The organism is Actinoplanes sp. NPDC051859, from assembly GCF_044452725.1.
GTDB lineage: Bacteria > Actinomycetota > Actinomycetes > Mycobacteriales > Micromonosporaceae > Actinoplanes.
The window spans coordinates 12,406-30,412 of record NZ_JBITBX010000010.1; the positions used below are offsets into that span (position 1 = coordinate 12,406).

Consider the following 18,007-nt stretch of genomic DNA (forward strand, 5'->3'; position numbering starts at 1 on the left):
GCCGGACCCGTTCCACGGCGCCGCCCCACAGCGCCCGTTCCATGGCGCCCGTTCCATGGCGCCCGTTCCCTGGCGCCCCCGTTCCATGGCGCCCCTTCCCTGGCGCCCCCGTTCCATGGCAAAGGAGGCGGCCAAACTCGGCCGCCTCCTGTGGTGCGCGCGGTGGTCAGGCCTTGTCGCCGGAGTCCTCGGGGTTGCCCTCCAGATCGACGGAGGCCGCCGAAACGGTCGGCTTGTCGTTACCGGGCGCTGGCGGGGCCGTGTCACCCGCCTCGCCGACCTCAGGCTCCGGCTGATCCTTGCCGCCCTCGAGCAACGTTTCGAGCGCTGCGCCGGCGATGCGCCGGAAGGCACGGCCCTTGCGGCTGCGGTCCAGCACGGCGACCTCGAGCTGACCGGCGCCCAGCTCGCGGGCCGCCCCGTTCTCGCCGCCGACGCTGCCCAGCCCCTTGACTGCCAGCGCCAGCGCGGTCGGCAGGTCGGCCGCGACATCGTGGCGTTCCTTGAGGACGGTGGAGATGGCCTCGGCCGAACCACCCATCGCCATGAAGCCCGGCTCGTCCATCACCGAGCCGTCGTAGGTGATGCGGTAGAGCTCGTCAGCCTCCGCGGTGGCGCCGACCTGCGCGACACAGATCTCCACCTCGTACGGCTTCTGCGTCTCGGAGAAGATCGCGCCCAGCGTCTGGGTGTACGCATTGGCGAGGGCGCGGCCGGTCACGTCGCGACGGTCGTACGAGAGGCCATTGAGGTCGGCCATCCGCACGCCCGCGCGGCGCAGGCTTTCGAACTCGTTGTAGCGGCCGACCGCGGCGAACCCGATCCGGTCGTAGAGCTCGCTGAGCTTGCGCAGTGAGGTGAGGTTCTCGGCGACCAGCAGGATGCCGCCCTCGTACGTGAGCACGACGGCGGACCGGCCGCGGGCGATGCCCTTGCGGGCGTACTCCGAGCGGTCCCGCTGGACCTGCTCGGGCGAGGCGTAGAACTGCATGGCCACGGGTGGTACTCCTTCGATGACCTGGGCGGTGGTTTCGTCGTCGGATCCGGAGCGGAACTCAGCCGCCCGGGTTCGCCATCCGTCCGGCGACCACGTCCTGGGCCACCGCGTCGATCTCGGCCTCGGTGAGCCGGTGGGTGCTGTCCACGGTCGCGGTCATCACCACCGGGTAGATCTTGCGGGTGAGGTCCGGCCCGCCGGTCGCGGTGTCGTCGTCCGCGGCGTCGTAGAGCGCCTCTACCGCAAGGCGAATCGCGTCCTGGGTGCTGACTCCCGGCCGGTACTTCTTCTTGAGCGCGGACTTGGCAAACAGCGAACCGGAGCCGATCGCGTCGTAGCCGGTCTCCTCGTAGAGGCCGCCTGCGACGTCGAAGCTGAAGATGCGCCCCACCCGGCCCGGGTTGGCCGGGGACAGGTCGAAGCCGGCGAACAGCGGCACCACGGCCAGACCTTGCATGGCCGCGCCGAGGTTGCCGCGCACCATCGCGGCGAGCCGGTTGGCCTTACCGTCGAGGGACAGCATGGCGCCCTCGATCTTCTCGTAGTGCTCGAGCTCCACCTGGAACAGGCGCATGAGCTCGATGCCGATGCCGGCGGTGCCGGCGATGCCGATCAGCGAGTACGCATCGGCGGGGTGCACCTTCTCGATGTCCCGGCTGGCGATGAGGTTGCCCATGGTCGCGCGCCGGTCACCGGCCATCACGACACCCTCGGTGGTGGCAATCGCGACGATCGTCGTGCCGTGCGGCGCAATGTCAGCCGACAGCCCCGGCGGCAGCGGCCGGCGGCCCGGCAGCAGCTCCGGCGCAGCCTGACTCAGGAACTGCGTGAAGGATGACGTCCCCGCATTGGTGAACACATCTGGAAGACGCCCGGATGGATCAAAGCCCGCTGCCACGTGGTTCCTTTCAGATATGTCATCGCGTCGGCGCGGAATCCGCCGTCGCAGTGGAAGCACGATATCCCGCTTACCGACGTCGGCGCGATGATCGTGGTCGACGTGTTGTGGATCGCCGGCCCCACAAAACGCACCGGCCTCAGGGACCGCCGGCAGTGCGGCGCCGCGCCAGGATCGGCAGGCGCGGCAGCCACGATCGCCGCGGACCTCAGGGGAGAAATGGTGGACAGGAAAGGCGAGTCGGCCGGGTCAGACTAATCGGACAAAGGCCTCACTCGCCGCCTTTCTGCACATATCCCCGGACGAATTCCTCGGCGTTCTCCTCGAGGACGGAGTCGATTTCATCGAGGAGGTCGTCGACGTCCTCGGTGATCTCGGCGTGGCGCTCGGCCACCTCGGGGTTCGCCTCGGTGGTGACGTCCTCGATCTCCTCGTCGCGCTTGCCCTTGCCGGACTGCGACTGACCGCCGGTGTCTCGCGTTGCCATCGGTGTCCCCCTTCAAGACCCAACCGGTTCGGGTTGGGAAAAACCTACCTCGCGGGTACGACGAAAACGCCTGCCCGTCCGCGTGTTTCTCGACCAGCGAACCGGGTCACCGGCTGGTGATCACCTCAAGCAGGTCCTTGGCCGTGTCGCACTTGTCGAACAAAGCGCCGACGTGCTTCTTCGTGCCCCGCTCGGGCTCCATCATCGGGACGCGAACCAACGACTCCCGACCAATGTCGAAGATGACCGAGTCCCAGCTGGCAGCGACCACTTCGGACGCATAACGGGCCAAGCACTGGCCGCGGAAGTAGGCCCGGGTGTCCTCGGGCGGCTCGACCATGGCGCGGCCGACGTCGTCCGAGTCGAGGAGCGTTTTCATCGAGCCCCGGGCCACCAGCCGGTGATAGAGGCCCTTCTCCGGGCGTACGTCGGAATACTGCAGGTCGACCAGCTGGAGCTTGGGCGACGACCAGGGCAGGCTCTCACGCTCGCGGTAGCCCTCCAGCAGGCGCAGTTTGGCTACCCAGTCGAGCTCGTCGGAACAGGTCATCGGGTCGCGCCCGAGCCGGTCGAGGATGCTCTCCCAGCGCCGCAGCACGTCCGCGGTCTGCTCGTCCACGTCTGCGCCGTACCGCTCGTCCACGAAGGCCTTGGCCCGCTCGTAGTAGGCCCACTGGAGGTCCAGGGCGGTGAGGCGACGGCCGTCACGCAACCGCATCAGGTGCTTGAGCGAGGGGTCGTGGCTGACCGCCTTGAGCTCGGAGACCGGGTCGGCCACACCGAGTTCGCCGGTGAAGACCTTCTCCTCGATCATGTTGAGGATCAGGGCGGTCGTGCCCACCTTCAGGTAGGTGGCAATCTCGGAAAGATTCGCATCGCCGATGATCACATGCAGCCGACGGTATTTGTCGGCGTCCGAGTGCGGCTCGTCGCGAGTGTTGATGATCGGACGTTTCAGCGTGGTCTCCAGGCCGACCTCGACCTCGAAGAAATCCGCGCGCGACGAGATCTGGAAGCCGGAACCGGAGCCGTCCTGGCCGATGCCGACCCGCCCGGCGCCACAGACGATCTGCCGGGTGACGAAGAACGGCGTGAGGTGGGCGACGATGTCGGCGAACGCGGTCTGCCGCCGCATGAGGTAATTCTCGTGCGACCCGTACGACGCACCCTTGTTGTCGGTGTTGTTCTTGTAGAGCTGGATGCGGTGCGTGCCGGGGATGGTCGCGGCGCGGCGGGAGGCCTCGGCCATCACACGTTCGCCGGCCTTGTCCCAGCGGACGATGTCGAGCGGGTTCGTGCACTCGGGAGTGCTGTACTCCGGGTGGGCGTGGTCGACGTAGAGGCGGGCGCCGTTGGTGAGTATCACGTTGGCGAGACCCAGGTCCTCGTCGGCCAGTGCATCGGCCGGGTCGTAGGCTGCGCCCGAGTAGGTAAAGCCGCGCGCGTCACGCAGCGGCGATTCCTCTTCGTAGTCCCAGCGGGCACGGCCACCGCGGTTCAACTCGGGACGGGCGCCGTACGCGTTCACGACCTGGGACGACGTCACCATCGGGTTGGCACCGGGCTGGCCGGGCACGGAAATGCCGTACTCGACCTCGGTGCCCATAATCCGCCGAACACTCATGCGACCACCCCGCCCGCCACTGTGCTGCCGTTGCCCATGTATCGAGCCTAGACGCTTCCGTATCGGTTCTCGCCTCGGGCCGTACGCGTCACGCCACGCTCAGTGGCGAACTTTTGTCACAAGTGGGGGTTAACGGGCCGCCGAGCAGGACGAGAGCTGACCGTCGGCACCACGGAGAGCGAGGATTGCGAAGGAAATGAAATGTGAAAACGCGGGCGGAGGATGGCCCCCGCCCGCGTTTCGTCGCGTGCGTTACAGGTATTGACCGGTATTGCTGGCCGTCTCGATGGAGCGGCCGGCCTCGGCGCCCTTGCCGCCGGAGACGAGCGTACGGATGTAGACGATCCGCTCGCCCTTCTTGCCGGAGATCCGGGCCCAGTCGTCGGGGTTGGTGGTGTTGGGCAGGTCCTCGTTCTCGCGGAACTCGTCGACGCAGCTGTCGAGCAGGTGCTGCAGCCGCAGCCCCTTCTTGCCGGAGGTGAGGAACTCCTTGATCGCCATCTTCTTGCCGCGGTCCACGATGTTCTGGATCATCGCGCCGGAGTTGAAGTCCTTGAAGTACAGGACTTCCTTGTCACCGTTGGCGTAGGTGACCTCCAGGAAGCGGTTCTCTTCGGACTCCGTGTACATCCTCAGGACGACCGCTTCGATCATGGCCGCGACCGTCACGTCGGCGTCGCCGCCGTGCTCGGCCAGGTCCTCGGAGCTGAGCGGCAGGCCCGGCAGGATGTACTTGGCGAAGATGTCCTTGGCCGCTTCCGCGTCCGGACGCTCGATCTTGATCTTCACGTCGAGCCGACCGGGCCGCAGGATCGCCGGGTCGATCATGTCTTCCCGGTTGGAGGCGCCGATGACGATGACGTTCTCGAGGCCCTCGACACCGTCGATCTCGCTGAGCAGCTGCGGAACGATGGTGTTCTCGACGTCAGAGGAGACGCCGGAGCCACGAGTCCGGAAGATCGAGTCCATCTCGTCGAAGAACACGATGACCGGTGTGCCTTCGCCGGCCTTCTCCCGCGCCCGCTGGAAGACCAGGCGAATGTGCCGCTCAGTCTCACCCACGTACTTGTTGAGCAGCTCCGGGCCCTTGATGTTGAGGAAGTAGCTGGTGTGCTTCTCCTCGCCGCGCCGCTCGGCGATCTTCTTCGCCAGCGAGTTGGCGACCGCCTTGGCGATCAGGGTCTTGCCACAGCCGGGCGGGCCGTAGAGCAGGATGCCCTTCGGCGGGCGCAGCTGGTGCTCCCGGAACAGGTCGGCGTGCAGGAAGGGCAGCTCCACCGCGTCGCGGATCTGCTCGATCTGCGAGTGCAGACCGCCGATGTCGGTGTAGTCGACATCGGGCACTTCCTCGAGGACCAGCTCCTCGACCTCGCTCTTCGGAATGCGCTCGTACGCATAGGCCGAGCGCGGTTCGATCATGAGCGAGTCGCCGGCCCGCAGCTTCGCGATCTCGAGCGAATCGGCCAGATGGACGATCCGTTCCTCGTCGGAGTGCGAGACGACCAGGGCGCGGTCGCCGCGCTCGCCGCCGGGACCGGCCAGGACCTCCTTGAGCAGGACAACCTCGCCGACCCGCTCGTACCCGAAGGCGTCCACGACGTTGAGCGCGTCGTTGAGCAGGACTTCCTGTCCCCGGTTGAGCTCCTCGACCTCGAGGCTCGGGGACACGGCGACCCGCAACTTGCGTCCGCCGGTGAAGACATCGACGGTGCCGTCTTCGTGGGCGGCCAGGAAAACGCCGTAGCCGCTCGGCGGCTGGGCGAGCCGGTCAATCTCTTCCTTGAGAGTGACGATCTGAGCCCGGGCTTCCTTGAGGGTCGCCACAAGCCTGTCGTTGTTCTCGGTCAGCCGGGCCAGCTGCGCCTGCGTCGCCGCGAGCCGCTCCTCGAGCTGCCGGACGTGTCGGGGGCTTTCGGTCAACTTGCGCCGTACCAGTGCGAGTTCCTCTTGTAGGAACGCGACCTGGCTGGAGAGATCGTTGGCCTCTTTCTCCCAACGTGCGGCGCGTGAATCCGCCTCGTCGCTACGTGCCACGTCCCACCTCCCCGGGGGCTCGAACGTCTTGAGACAACACTAGCGGTTGTGGCGCGGATTACGAGATATGCAACACCCTCGTCACTGAACCTTGATCGTTTGGGCGAGGTCTGGGCACCAGCCGGTCAGACCCTTCAGGTACGGTCGGAGCGGGCGAAACGTGGGAGGTATTCGGTGTCTGCACCGACCGGAACTGACGAACTCGAGGTCTGGGTAGATCAGGACCTCTGCACCGGCGATGGGCTCTGCGTGCAGTACGCCCCCGAGGTCTTCGAATTCGACGTCGACGGGCTCGCATACGTCAAGGACAGCGGCGGTGAGCTGCTGCAGGATCCGGGGGCGCGCACCGCGGTGCCGACCCGGCTGTTCCTCGAAGTGATCGACTCCGCCAAGGAGTGCCCGGGCGACTGCATCCACGTGGTGCGCGCCTCGGATGGCGTCGAAGTGGCCGGCCCAGACGCGGACTGATCACGGGTGTACCGGCCTTCTTCGAGGCCCGTACAGCCCGGATTCACCGGGTGGAAATTGTCACAGTGTGGGACGGCCGACCAAAGATGCGACAATCCGGGAGAACTCCTCCAAGCGGGCGATTTGCCCCGGACCGCCGTCATCGAGGGTCTTCCCGAAGCGCAACGCGTCGTGCCGCAGCGCCGCTCGACCCTCCTCCTCGGCCATGCCCGGCGGGGGCACCGCGTCATCCACCGAGCTGAGCAGCAGGTAGACGTCGATGCTGTCGACCCGCGCCTGCCCCGTCGAGGTCCGAGTCAGCCGACGCCGGCAGCCGACCTCGGTCACCGTCGACAACGGCACCACCCGCAGCGATGACGTCATCGAGCCGACGGGGCCGTCGCCGGGCGCCACGTCCTCGCCGTGCCAGAGCACCAGGCGGCTGCCGTCGCAGATCACGACCTCCTGCCACACGCCGTTCACTTCGTTCACGAAGCGCTCCAGCGTGAAACACAGCACCGACGCTCCCCGCAGCACGCCGAAGAGGGCGTCCAGCGCCACCTCCGGGTCGCGCAGGTAGGCGCGGGCGGCCGAGTCGAGATCCTCGTACGGCGACCAGTCCGGGAAGACCGCCGGCATCTCGTTGCTGCCCCCGAACGGCGGAGAACTCATCGCGCCCACCCGTTCCCTCCCCATGACCCATCGAACCCGCGACGGAAACTACCGGATGGGCGCCACGTCGTCACACCCCGGTATCGTCCGACGTCTCCGCCTGCTGGGCGTGCAGAGCCTCCCGAGCCGCCTTGCGCGCCGCGTACGCCTCGGCGCCCTTGCTGGGCTTGCGCCGCCGTGGCGGAGCCGTGACACCCGGCGCCAGCTTGCGGGCCGACACCAGGAACGCCGTGTGCGCGATCATCCGGTGGTCCGGCCGCACGGCCAGGCCGTCGGCGTGCCAGTCCCGGACCAGCGACTCCCACGCCCGCGGCTCGGTCCAGCCACCGCGCTCGCGCAACGCCTCGACGAGCTCGGAAAGCTGCGGGGTGGTCGCCACGTACCCGATGAAGACGCCGCCTGGCACAAGCGCCTTCTCGACCATGTCGAGGGCTTCCCACGGGGTCAGCATGTCCAGGATGATGCGGTCGAAACCGGTCTCGGCGGCACCGGCGACATCGCCCGTGTGCAAGTGCCAGGCCGGGTGCGGTCCGCGGAAGAACGATTCCACGTTCTTGCGGGCGATCGCGGCGAAGTCCTCCCGCAGCTCGTACGAATGCAGCTCACCGTGCTCCCCGACGGCCCGCAGCAGTGAGCAGGTGAGCGCGCCCGACCCGACGCCCGCCTCCAGCACCTTCGCGCCGGGGAAAACGTCGCCCATGGCGACGATCTGCGCGGCGTCCTTCGGGTAGATGACCTGCGCCCCGCGCGGCATCGACAGCACGTAGTCGGACAGCAGCGGACGCAACGCCAAATACGCCGTGCCCCCGGTCGACGTGACGACGCTGCCGTCCGGCAGGCCGATCAGCGCGTCGTGCGCGAGCGCGCCGCGGTGCGTGTGGAACTCTTTGCCCGGCTCGAGCAGGATGGTGTGCATGCGGTTCTTGGGATCCGTGAGCTGCACGCGGTCGCCCGGGCGGAACGGCCCCCGATGGGCAGGCACGGCGGCGGCTTCTTCCTGAACAGTCACAGATCCCTCTCTCGTTACCTCGCTGCGGTGCGGCGCTGGACCCGCCGCGGCTCCAGCAGCTCCACCAGGTCCGCGACGTGCAAAACGCCGACGACATCCTCGCCTGAGGTCACCAGGTACCCCGCACCCGGGTGGGCCTGCACGACCCGGACCACCTCTTCGCCGGCCAACCCCACCCGCAACGCCGGCAGCGCCGACACGTCCCGCGCCACCGCGTCGACACTCACCCACGGCTGCCGCTCCACCGGCACGGCCGCCGCCGCGGTCCCGTCCACCAGGGCAACGATCCGACCGCTCGCATCGGCAACAGCAAGCCCCGCGCGGGTCGGGCCGGCCGCATGAGCGCGGCGTTGTGCCTCCGCAATCGACGTGCCCGAGGGTACGGCGACCAGCGGCCGGGCCAGCACGGCTAGATCGATCAGAGGAAACCGCCGCGTCATCCGTGCGAGCCGAAGCGACTGTCCTGCCCCGCGCCACAGCGTCACGGCGACCAGCAGGATGAACACCAGCCCGAACAGCGTCAACACGCGCGACTGGAACAACAGGACCACCGCGCAGCCCGTCACCAGCGCGAGGCCGCGGCCCGCCCAGGCAGCCACCTCAGTGGCCCGGTTCCGGTCGCGCAGCAAAGCCCACAGCCCGGCCCGCAGCGCCCGCCCGCCGTCCAAGGGCAGGCCGGGAAGCACGTTGAAGACCGCCACCAGAATGTTGCTGGCGGCGAGCTGAAAGGCGATTTCCCCCGCTACCGTACGGTCGGGAAGCGTCACGGCAGCGACCGTGGCAAGCCCACCCAGGATCAGCGACACGGCCGGCCCCGCCAGGGCCACCAGCGCGTCGACCCGCGGCGCCGGGGCCTCCCGATCCAGCTCCGTGTAGCCGCCGAGCAGCTCCAGCGTGATCCCCCGCACACCGATCTTGAACCGGCGCGCGGTCAAGGCGTGCCCGAGCTCATGCAGCAGGACCGAGCCCAACAGACACACCACGAAACCGAGGCCCACCGCGTACGCGAGCGGCGGCGCGATACCGAGCTGGCGCTGCGCGAAACCGCCGTACACGTAGGTGACCAGCACGGCCAACAGCAGCATCGAAGCATTGACGAAGACCGGGATGCCGGACACCCGCCCGATCAGCCAGCCGCCACCCCGAACCTGCCCTGTGTCGTCCACGGCGTCGATGCTACGGATCGCGCCTGAGAGCACCCGGCTGCCGGGTTTCGTCGTACCCCTCCCCTAGCCTTAACCCCATGACGGCAGAAACGGTCCCTCATCGCGCCGCACCCGGCGCGCCTCCGACCGGCCCCGAGCAGTCGACCGCCGAGCCGCAGCGGCATCCAGGGCCGTCACTGTCGCCGTCTCGCGCCGCCGACTTCAAAACCTGCCCGCTGCTGTTCCGGTTCCGCACCATCGACCGGCTGCCCGAGCAGCCCTCCCGCGACCAGGCCCGCGGCACGCTCGTGCACGCGGTGCTCGAACGCCTCTTCGACCTCCCCGCCCCGGACCGCACCCCGGCTGCCGCAGCCGCCTTGGTCGCGCCGCAGTGGGACCGCCTGGTGGCCGAAGAGCCGGAGCTGGCCGCACTGTTCGCCGCCGACGACGACGGGATCGTGCCGGTCTCCATCGCCGAGCACCCCCTGGCCGCCGACCCGACCGCCCTCGCCGACCCAGCCAGCACTTCCGGCGCACATCGCGGCCCCCCTCCTTCGACAACCCGGCCATCGCCGCCCGCATCATCGGCCGGCACGGACCCAGCGACCCTGCTGCCGGCCGACCCGGGTGCGAGCCCGACGGCCGCAAAGACGGTCGGCAACCCGAACACGGCAGTGCAGGGGGCGCACGCCGAGACGTTCCCCGGCATGCCCGAGCCGGTCGCCGCCGATCGACTGGCGGCGTTCCTGGCGAGCACGGCCGACCTGCTCGACGGCTACTTCGCCGTCGAGGACCCGCAGCGCCTCGAGCCGGCCGAACGGGAAAGCCTGGTCTCGACGCTGGTCGACGACGAGCTGCTGATCCGCGGCTACATCGACCGGCTCGACGTCTCGCCCGCCGGCGACCTGCGGGTGGTGGACTACAAGACCGGCGGCGCGCCGCGCGAGGCGTTCGAAGGCCGGGCCCTGTTCCAGCTCAAGTTCTACGCCCTCGTGCTGTGGCGCACCCGAGGTGTCGTCCCCCGGGTGCTGCGGCTGCTCTACCTGAAGGATGCCGAGGTCTGCGACTACAGCCCCGACGCCGAGGAGCTGGCACGCTTCGAACGCACACTGGTGGCCCTGTCCCACGCCATCGAACGCGCCAAGCAAGACCGCGACTTCCGCCCCAAACCGAGCCGCCTCTGTGGTTGGTGCCACCACCAACGCGTCTGCCCCGAATTCGGCGGCACCCCACCGCCCTACCCGTCACCCCGCGATGAAGAGCTGTCACCGCAGGCAGAGGTGTCCATGCCGGCACCGCGGCTGCCCTGACGCCCTGCCGGCCTCACGCCCCTGCCGGCCTCACGCCCCGCCCACCCAGACGCCCCCCGCCCAGAAGCCCCGCCCACCTACGCCCCTGCCGGCCTCACGCCTCTCCCGCCCAGACGCCCTGCCTGCTCGACGGCCCGCCCGCCTTGACGGCTTGACGGCGACTCGCGGCGGAAGCAGCCAGCCCGAGCTGCTCAGGTCGGCAGGGCCCTCGGGAGGCGGCGGCAGGTGCCCGGACGGCATTGGTGGGTGCTCGAGGTCGATGACGGGGGCCGATCGCTTAGGGTGAGCGCCGAAATGGGCGAGCTGGAGGCGGGCGTGACGGCGGGTGCTGGGGTGAGCGGGACCGCCCGGCGAGTGGTCCGGGTGCTGCTCGCTGATGAGCAGCCGATGCTGCGGGCCGGGTTGCGCACGGTGCTGGCAGCCGCGGACGACATTTCCGTCGCCGGGGAGGCCGGGGACGGCGCCGAGGCTGTGGACCTGGCCCGCCGGCTGTTGCCCGATGTCGTCGTGATGGACCTGCGCCTGCCCCGGCTCGACGGGCTGGCCGTCGTGCGCCGGATCGTCGAGTCCGAGCTGCCGGTGCGGGCGCTGGTGCTGACCAGCGACGACGCCGACGAGCACGTGCTGGCGGCGGTGGCGGCCGGCGCGTCTGGCTACCTGTGCAAAGACCTGCCGCCCGAGGAACTGATCGCTGCCGTACGCACAGTGGCGGCCGGCGGTGCGGTGGTTGCCCCGCGGATTCTGGACCGGCTGCTGACCCGGATGGCGGAGCTGATACCGGCGGCGGAAGTGACGGCCGGGGACAGGTCCGAGTGGGAGACGCTGACCGAACGGGAACGCGAAGTCCTGGTGCACGTCGCCAAGGGGCACTCGAATGCCGAGATCGCGCGGGCGTTGCTGGTGAGTGAGACGACAGTCAAGACCCACGTCGGCCACGTGCTCACGAAGCTGCGGCTGCGTGACCGCGTGCAGGCTGTCGTGTGGGCGTACGAAAAAGGGGTGGTCCGTCCTCAGGGGTAACCCTGAGCTGACCTGGGTGGCGACCCGCACCGCAATCTCCGCGTCGCTCTCCGCCCGCAGGCGGACGCTTCGGCAGTTCCCCGCCAGCAGACTGACGTGGCCGGTCGGGCGCACTGCCCGGCCGGTCCACCGTCGCCGCTCATCCGGCGCGATCCAGGGGGAACAGTGACATCGACGAATCCGGCGGCGGCACGAGCCGACGCGGTGTGGAAGGTCTACGGCTCGGGCGAGGCGCAGGTCGTCGCGCTGCGCGGGGTGAGCGCGGAGTTCGCCAGCGGGCAGTTCACGGCGATCATGGGGCCGTCCGGCAGCGGGAAGTCGACGCTCATGCACTGCCTGGCCGGCTTGGACACGGTCGACCGCGGGACGGTGCACGTCGGCGGGACCGAGATCAGCAAGCTGGGTGACAAGGCGCTGACCCGGCTGCGACGCGATCGGATCGGGTTCATTTTCCAGCAGTTCAACCTGCTGCCGACGCTGAGCGCGCAGGAGAACATTCGGCTGCCGCTCGACATCGCCGGGCGCAAGCCTGATCCGCAGTGGTGGGACACCGTCATCGAGACGGTCGGGTTGGCGGACCGGCTGTCGCACCGACCCAGTCAGCTGTCCGGTGGTCAGCAGCAGCGGGTCGCGTGCGCGCGGGCGCTGGTGGGGCGGCCCGATGTGATCTTCGCCGACGAGCCGACGGGCAACCTGGACTCGCGCTCGGGTGCCGAAGTGCTGTCGTTCTTGCGGGCCAGCGTGCGCGAGCACGGGCAGACCATCGTGATGGTCACGCACGACCCGGTCGCGGCGAGCTACGCGGACCGGGTCGTGTTCCTCGCCGACGGGCAGATCGCGGGCGGGTTGACCGACCCGACCGCGGAGCGGGTGCTCGACACGATGAAGCGGCTGGACACCCCCGCCGAACCGGTGATGCTCTGATGTTGCGCGCCACCCTCAAGAGCCTGCTGGCGCGCAAGCTGCGGCTCATCTTGTCCGGCTTGGCCGTGGTCCTGGGCGTCATGTTCGTGGCCGGCGCCTTCGTGGTCACCGACACGCTGAGCCGGTCGTTCGACGCGGTGTTCGCCAGCGCCTATTCCACCACGGACGTCCGGGTCGTCGCCCAACCCAAGGTGGAGGTCGCCGAGTTCGACGGCGAGCAGGTAGCCGCACCGCTGCCCGCGAACACCGTGGACAAAATCAAGACCGTGGCCGGCGTACGGGCGGCTGTCGGTCTTGTCGAGGCGGACGGCGCCCGGGTGATCGGCAGCGACGGCAAGGTGCTGACCTCCGCGGGGCCGCCGCGGATGGGTGTTGCCTGGACCGGCGAGGACGAGCTCCTCCGGTTGCGCGAGGGCCGAGGCCCGACTGCCGCCGGCGAGATCGCGGTCAACGCGACCGTGGCGACGTCCGCCGGCCTCACGGTCGGCGACCAGGTGGGCGTGTTGACCCTGGAGCCCAAGAAGCAGTTCACGCTCGTCGGCATCTTCGGCTACAGCGGCGACCGGGACAGCCTCGGCGGGGTCCAGGAGGTCGCCTTCACCGAGCCCGTGGCTCAGCAGCTCATGCTGGGCAGCACCGGGGTTTACAGCTCGGTGCGCGTCGAGGCCGCCGACGACGTGACGCCGGAGGCGCTGCGAGACCGGCTTGGCGCCGCCCTCGGCACCGGCTATGTGGTCAAGACCGGAGACCAGCTCGCTGAGGAGAACGCCGCCTCGCTGCAGGAAGGGCTCGCATTCTTCGGGCAGATCCTGCTGGGCTTCGCGGGCGTCGCGCTGTTCGTCGGCGTCTTCCTGATCCTCAACACCTTCTCGATCATCGTCGCGCAGCGCACCCGCGAACTGGCGCTGATGCGGGCATTGGGTGCAAACCGCCGGCAGGTGATCACGTCCGTGCTGGTCGAGGCCGTGGCGATCGGGTTCGTGGCGGCGGTGCTCGGCCTGGCCGCCGGAGTCGGGGTCGGCGCCGGGCTCGCCTACCTGTTCAGCAGCTTCGCCGGTGGTGGCGGGCTGGAACTCGCCCCGGTCGGGGTGCCCGCAGCGGCCATCATCAGCTCGTTTGTGGTCGGCGTGGTGGTGACCGTTGTCGCCGCGGTCCTGCCGGCCCTGCGCGCGGCCCGGATCGCGCCGATCGCGGCGATGCAGGACGTCGCCACGCCGGACCGTCCGCTCACCAAACTCAGCACCGCCGGCGGGGTGGTCACCGCCCTGGGCGCCGCGGCGCTCGGACTCGGCCTCTTCGGCGAAGCCGGCAACGAACTGTGGCTGATCCTCGGCGGCGTCCTGCTGTCCTTCGTGGGAATCGCGCTGCTCACACCGCTGATCAGCCGCCCGGTCGTGGGGTTGCTCGGGCGCCTGTTCTCCTGGTCGCTGCCGGGCCGGCTCGGCCGGCTCAACTCGGGCCGCAACCCGCGCCGGACGGCCATCACCGCCGCCGCGCTCATGGTCGGCATCGCGCTCATCACCGGCGTGACCGTGGTGATGGACTCGGCGAAGAGCAGCCTCAAAGCGGAGGCGGCCCGGGTGCTCAAGGCCGAAATCATCATCAGCGGCGACCAGAACGGCCCCCGCCCACCGACGTTCGACCCGGCCGTCGTGGGCAAGGCCGCACAGATCCCCGGGGTACGGGCAGCCGCCGGCCTGTGGAGCGACCAGGTCCTCATCGACGGCGCCAAAGCGTACGTGAACGCCACCGATGACCTGGCCGCCCTCGCCCAGACGTACGGGGCCAGTGCCGCCGGGGGCACGCTGACGACATTGACCGACGACCAGATCGCCGTCAGCGCGGCGGAAGCCACCGAGCGGGGCTGGGCGGTCGGCTCGCGGGTCAGCGTGCAGACGTCCCGTGGCGAACCGCGCACCTACACCGTCGCTGCGACGTACGAGAAGGAGGCGCTGCCGGGAACCATCATGTTGCCGGCGGCGGCCACCAAGGACTTCGGCATTCCGCAGCCGGTCCTCGGCGCCGTCCGGCTCGCTGACGGCGTGCCCGTCGCGGCGGTCCTGCCGCAGATCAAGGCGCTGGTGGCGGACAGTCCGGAGGTAGCGGCAACGGACGCGGCGGCGTTCGTCAACCAGCAGGCCGCCACCTTCGACATGCTCATCACGATGATCCAGATCCTGTTGGCGCTAGCCATCCTCATCGCCGTCCTCGGGGTCATCAACACCCTGGCCCTGTCGGTCCTGGAACGCACCCGCGAACTGGGCCTGCTGCGCGCCGTCGGCCTCGGCCGCGCCCAGACCATGCGGATGGTCACGGTCGAAGCGGTGGTGATCTCCGTGTTCGGTGCCCTGCTGGGCGTGACAGTCGGCGCCGGCATGGGCGCGGCGGTCACCCGGGCGTTGGAGAGCGACGGCATCACCGAACTGGTCCTGCCCTGGGGCCGCATGGGCACCTATCTGGTCCTGGCCGCCTTGGTCGGGGTGATCGCCGCGGTCCTCCCCGCGATCCGCGCCGCCCGCCTCAATGTCCTGGGCGCCATCGCCCACGACTGACCGCACCGACGCCCGTTCCGTCGATCGTGACGGGGCGGGCGTCGGCTGTCGGCGGCTCAACCAGGGATGCGGGCGAGCAGGCCGGCAAGATAGGCCGCGTCGACGCCGACGAGAGTGTCACGCAGGTGGACACCGTCGGTCGGCGGCAACTCCAGCTCGGCGGGCACAGCGAGCACCACCGCGCCGGCAGCGACCGCGCTGGCCATGCCGGTCGGCGAGTCCTCGATCGCGACGCAGGCGCCGACGGGCACCCCGAGGAGCCGGGCGGCGGTCAGGTACGGCGCAGGGTCCGGTTTCGGGGCGGAAACCTCATCGCCGCAGACCACCACGTCGAAATTCTCCCGGCCCAACGTGTCGAGGGCGAGCTCGACGAGGCGGCGGCCGGTGGAGGTGACCAGCGCGGTGCGCAGCCCGGCCGCCCGGACCGCCCGGAGCAGCTCCATCGCCCCCGGCCGCCACACCAGACCGGCCGCGAAAAGCTCCGCCACGCGGTGCTGCAACCAGGCCACGTCCGCGGCCTCGTCCCGGTCAGGCTGGCCCAGGTCGTCGCGCAGCAGCTGCATCGAGACAGCCATGCTCCCGCCGATCATGGCGAGCCGGGCGGTCTCGCTGAGCTCGCCGCCCGCGTGCACAGCCAGCTCGCGCAAGGCGACGGCCCAGACCTTCTCGCTGTCGACCAGGGTGCCGTCCATGTCGAACAACACTGCTGCCGGAGATGAGGATGTCAGGGCGGGCCTCCCGCGTCGCTGGGTCGACGGACGAGCCATTGTCGCCCGCTGACCCGCCCCGGCGCGGCCTGATGTGATCGCCCCGACAGCCGATCAGAACAGGTTGCAGAGCTCCAGGGACTGGCTGTAGCCGTTGCTGAACGCGCGGGTGCGCTGTTTTGCCGTACCGTGGGCGCCCTCGGCGAACCAGGGCTGACCGGGATCGTCACCCACCGCTTCGAGCCCGGCGGCCAACTCCTCCAGGTCGCCAGCCGCCAGCCGCAGCCGGCCGGCCTTCTCCATGTCGCCCAGGTAGGCACCCGCCATGCAGTCGGCCTGCAACTCCTGCTCGATGGTGAACTGCTGCTGAATGCGCAACCGGCGTTGGATGGCGTGCGCGTACTCGTGGCCGAGCAGGTAGAAGATGAACGCGTCGCCGATCTGCCGGAACGCCCCGAACGCCCACCGCGCGTCGTAGGCGATGAAATCCCCGGCCGAGCAGTACGCCGCGTTGTTCAGGCCCAAACCCTGCCCGCCGCACGCCACCTGGCCTTCCCGCACGTACGGGATCAGCTCGGCAACCGGCTGGAACGCCAGCCCGGACGCGTCGAACTTCTCGGACCAGTACGCTTCGGCGATCACCCGGGCGGCCTCGACGTCGGCCTGGAACTCCTCGACGGTGTCCGTACCGTCGACGTCGGTGTCGGGTTGCTCCCCGGCCGCGGTGGCGGTCGGGGCGGGACGTTGCGGCTGCCCGGACGGCGCCTGCGGCGCAGCCACACAGCCGAGCGCCACCAACACGGAAACGCAGAGGGCGGGAACGACGAGTCGCTGACGCGGCACCGGCATGCCCCCATCATGGCGCGCCCACGCCATGATGGGCAGATGCGGATCGAGGACGTCACTCCCGAGACGTCGCGGCCGGTGCGGCGCCCCTGGCTGGTCCAACGGTGGGAAGACCTGGCCTTCCTGCACTGGGCCGTCCCGCCGGAAACCGTCACGCCGTTCCTGCCGCGCGGCACCGTGCCGGACACGCTCGACGGGCTCACCTACGTCGGGCTCATCGGCTTCCGCATGGTCGGACTCGGACTGCTGCGCGGACCGGGCCTGCCCTACCTGGGCACGTTCCTCGAGACGAACGTCCGGCTCTACAGCGTCGACGACCGGGGCCGGCGGGCGGTGGTGTTCCTGTCGCTGGACGCCGAACGGTTGGTGCCGGTGCTGACCGCGCAGGGGCTGCTGCGGCTGCCGTACAAGTGGTCACGCATGTCGCTGGTCAAAGAGTCAGGCATTCTTCGGTACGCCAGCAGGCGCCGCTGGCCGGGACCGCGCGGAGCAGCCACGGCGTTCTCCGTGCGCGTCGGCGCAGCGCTGGGCGAGCCCACCCCGCTGGAGCATTTCCTGACGGCCCGCTGGGGGCTGCACACGCGGGCCTGGAGCCGTACGGTGCACCTGCCAAACGAACACCCACGCTGGCCGCTGCACCGGGCTGAGGCACTGGAAGTGAACGACGGCCTCCTGCGCGCCGCCGGCCTGCCGCAGCTGTCCGGCCCACCCGACAGCGTCCTCTACTCCCCCGGCGTGCCGGTCACCTTCGGCGCTCCCAGCGTCGCCGCGCGCTAGTCGAACCCCTCACACCCGGCTCGGGATCCGGCGGTGCAGCTCGGCCAGCAAGGTCTCCGGCCCCGGTGACATCAAACCCACGTCCACCAGGTACGCGGAACCCGCATCGCGGCGCAGGATCCGCGGCCGCCGCCCCGGGCCGGGCAGCTCGGTCACCTCGCCGGGAGCGGTCGGGGTGATCACAAGCTCGGTGAACGGCCCCCAGCGGCGCAGGCCCACCGATGCCACCGCCCGCCACGGCAAATGCACGCCCCGCCGACCCGTGGCGCCGAACTCGATGCCCCGCACCGAGCTCTTCAGCCAGCCGAGCCGGCGCCAGGCAATGAGGATGATGGCTCCGGAAGCCACCGCCGGGCCGATCAGCAAGCTCTCCAGCGCCAGGATGAGGTCATCGACGGTGGGGCGTACCCCGACGAGATAGGCCACCAGCAGGACGAGCACACCGCAGGCCAGCCAGCCCAGGGTCAGCACCCACAGCATCGTCACGAAGACCATGGCCCGGGGCTGGAAGAAGGTGGTCGCGTCCTCCCCGACCTCCAGCGGATGATCTCGCACAGT

17 protein-coding genes are annotated in these 18,007 nt (G+C 69.8%); 6 read left to right on the forward strand and 11 right to left on the reverse strand.

Annotated features, from left to right (window positions below; genetic code table 11):
- Positions 1–166 precede the first annotated feature (166 nt).
- From prcA to arc, 5 genes are all read right to left on the reverse strand, one after another.
- On the reverse strand, positions 167–997 hold the full coding sequence (gene prcA / locus ACIA1L_RS24070) for a proteasome subunit alpha (RefSeq protein WP_396075146.1): 831 nt from the start codon (positions 995–997) through the stop codon (positions 167–169).
- 58 nt (positions 998–1,055) lie between these two features.
- Positions 1,056–1,895 (reverse strand): proteasome subunit beta, encoded by an 840-nt coding sequence (gene prcB, locus ACIA1L_RS24075; RefSeq protein WP_396075147.1) that lies wholly within the window; start codon positions 1,893–1,895, stop codon positions 1,056–1,058.
- Positions 1,896–2,166: 271 nt separating this feature from the next.
- Positions 2,167–2,382 carry a ubiquitin-like protein Pup gene (locus ACIA1L_RS24080; RefSeq protein ID WP_023364349.1) on the reverse strand — a complete coding sequence of 72 codons (216 nt, stop codon included), beginning with the start codon at positions 2,380–2,382 and terminating at the stop codon, positions 2,167–2,169.
- 106 nt (positions 2,383–2,488) lie between these two features.
- The gene (gene dop / locus ACIA1L_RS24085) at positions 2,489–4,006 is read right to left on the reverse strand and encodes a depupylase/deamidase Dop (RefSeq protein ID WP_396075148.1); all 1,518 of its coding nucleotides are present in this window, start codon (positions 4,004–4,006) and stop codon (positions 2,489–2,491) included.
- Between the two features lie 252 nt (positions 4,007–4,258).
- Positions 4,259–6,040: a proteasome ATPase gene (gene arc, locus ACIA1L_RS24090; RefSeq protein ID WP_396075149.1), complete on the reverse strand. Its 1,782-nt coding sequence runs from the start codon at positions 6,038–6,040 to the stop codon at positions 4,259–4,261.
- Between the two features lie 174 nt (positions 6,041–6,214).
- Here arc and ACIA1L_RS24095 point away from each other — a divergent pair, with 174 nt between their 5' ends.
- Positions 6,215–6,508, forward strand: a complete 294-nt coding sequence (locus tag ACIA1L_RS24095) for a ferredoxin (RefSeq protein ID WP_396075150.1) — start codon at positions 6,215–6,217, stop codon at positions 6,506–6,508.
- 60 nt (positions 6,509–6,568) lie between these two features.
- Here the strand turns inward: ACIA1L_RS24095 and ACIA1L_RS24100 are convergent, their stop codons facing one another.
- The 3 genes from ACIA1L_RS24100 to ACIA1L_RS24110 form a co-directional block, all read right to left on the reverse strand.
- The gene (locus ACIA1L_RS24100; RefSeq protein WP_396075151.1) at positions 6,569–7,159 is read right to left on the reverse strand and encodes a hypothetical protein; all 591 of its coding nucleotides are present in this window, start codon (positions 7,157–7,159) and stop codon (positions 6,569–6,571) included.
- 70 nt (positions 7,160–7,229) lie between these two features.
- On the reverse strand, positions 7,230–8,168 hold the full coding sequence (locus ACIA1L_RS24105; protein WP_396075152.1) for a tRNA (adenine-N1)-methyltransferase: 939 nt from the start codon (positions 8,166–8,168) through the stop codon (positions 7,230–7,232).
- 14 nt (positions 8,169–8,182) lie between these two features.
- Positions 8,183–9,253: a site-2 protease family protein gene (locus tag ACIA1L_RS24110; protein WP_396075395.1), complete on the reverse strand. Its 1,071-nt coding sequence runs from the start codon at positions 9,251–9,253 to the stop codon at positions 8,183–8,185.
- Between the two features lie 158 nt (positions 9,254–9,411).
- On the opposite strand from ACIA1L_RS24110, the gene ACIA1L_RS24115 reads away from it, so the two are divergent.
- The 4 genes from ACIA1L_RS24115 to ACIA1L_RS24130 all read left to right on the forward strand — a co-directional run bounded on the left by ACIA1L_RS24115 (position 9,412) and on the right by ACIA1L_RS24130 (position 15,119).
- A complete protein-coding gene (locus ACIA1L_RS24115; protein WP_396075153.1) occupies positions 9,412–10,623 on the forward strand; it encodes a PD-(D/E)XK nuclease family protein in 1,212 nt (403 codons plus the stop codon).
- A gap of 294 nt (positions 10,624–10,917) precedes the next feature.
- Complete coding sequence (locus ACIA1L_RS24120; protein WP_396075154.1) at positions 10,918–11,643, forward strand: response regulator; 726 nt, start codon at positions 10,918–10,920, stop codon at positions 11,641–11,643.
- Between the two features lie 165 nt (positions 11,644–11,808).
- Complete coding sequence (locus tag ACIA1L_RS24125) at positions 11,809–12,567, forward strand: ABC transporter ATP-binding protein (RefSeq protein WP_396075155.1); 759 nt, start codon at positions 11,809–11,811, stop codon at positions 12,565–12,567.
- A complete protein-coding gene (locus ACIA1L_RS24130) occupies positions 12,567–15,119 on the forward strand; it encodes an ABC transporter permease (protein WP_396075156.1) in 2,553 nt (850 codons plus the stop codon). The genes ACIA1L_RS24125 and ACIA1L_RS24130 overlap by 1 nt, the downstream gene beginning before the upstream one ends.
- Before the next feature lie 56 nt (positions 15,120–15,175).
- Here the strand turns inward: ACIA1L_RS24130 and ACIA1L_RS24135 are convergent, their stop codons facing one another.
- Entirely contained in the window at positions 15,176–15,823 is a 648-nt protein-coding gene (locus tag ACIA1L_RS24135; RefSeq protein ID WP_396075157.1) for an HAD family hydrolase, read from the reverse strand.
- 117 nt (positions 15,824–15,940) lie between these two features.
- Positions 15,941–16,675, reverse strand: coding sequence for a neutral zinc metallopeptidase (locus ACIA1L_RS24140; RefSeq protein ID WP_396075158.1), 735 nt, complete (start codon positions 16,673–16,675; stop codon positions 15,941–15,943).
- Positions 16,676–16,711: 36 nt separating this feature from the next.
- Here ACIA1L_RS24140 and ACIA1L_RS24145 point away from each other — a divergent pair, with 36 nt between their 5' ends.
- Positions 16,712–17,449, forward strand: a complete 738-nt coding sequence (locus ACIA1L_RS24145) for a YqjF family protein (RefSeq protein WP_396075159.1) — start codon at positions 16,712–16,714, stop codon at positions 17,447–17,449.
- Positions 17,450–17,458: 9 nt separating this feature from the next.
- On the opposite strand, the gene ACIA1L_RS24150 is transcribed toward ACIA1L_RS24145, so the two are convergent.
- Positions 17,459–18,004 carry a hypothetical protein gene (locus ACIA1L_RS24150; RefSeq protein ID WP_396075160.1) on the reverse strand — a complete coding sequence of 182 codons (546 nt, stop codon included), beginning with the start codon at positions 18,002–18,004 and terminating at the stop codon, positions 17,459–17,461.
- Positions 18,005–18,007 lie beyond the last annotated feature (3 nt).

What these genes read in the sequence shown, in the direction of transcription:
- ACIA1L_RS24080 (WP_023364349.1), bottom strand. Translation starts at nt 2,382, where the DNA reads ATGGCAACGCGAGACACCGGCGGTCAGTCGCAGTCCGGCAAGGGCAAG.
- dop (WP_396075148.1), bottom strand. Translation starts at nt 4,006, where the DNA reads ATGAGTGTTCGGCGGATTATGGGCACCGAGGTCGAGTACGGCATTTCC.
- ACIA1L_RS24100 (WP_396075151.1), bottom strand. Translation starts at nt 7,159, where the DNA reads ATGAGTTCTCCGCCGTTCGGGGGCAGCAACGAGATGCCGGCGGTCTTC.
- ACIA1L_RS24110 (WP_396075395.1), bottom strand. Translation starts at nt 9,253, where the DNA reads ATGCTGCTGTTGGCCGTGCTGGTCACCTACGTGTACGGCGGTTTCGCG.
- ACIA1L_RS24115 (WP_396075153.1), top strand. Translation starts at nt 9,412, where the DNA reads ATGACGGCAGAAACGGTCCCTCATCGCGCCGCACCCGGCGCGCCTCCG.
- ACIA1L_RS24120 (WP_396075154.1), top strand. Translation starts at nt 10,918, where the DNA reads ATGGGCGAGCTGGAGGCGGGCGTGACGGCGGGTGCTGGGGTGAGCGGG.
- ACIA1L_RS24130 (WP_396075156.1), top strand. Translation starts at nt 12,567, where the DNA reads ATGTTGCGCGCCACCCTCAAGAGCCTGCTGGCGCGCAAGCTGCGGCTC.
- ACIA1L_RS24140 (WP_396075158.1), bottom strand. Translation starts at nt 16,675, where the DNA reads ATGCCGGTGCCGCGTCAGCGACTCGTCGTTCCCGCCCTCTGCGTTTCC.
- ACIA1L_RS24145 (WP_396075159.1), top strand. Translation starts at nt 16,712, where the DNA reads ATGCGGATCGAGGACGTCACTCCCGAGACGTCGCGGCCGGTGCGGCGC.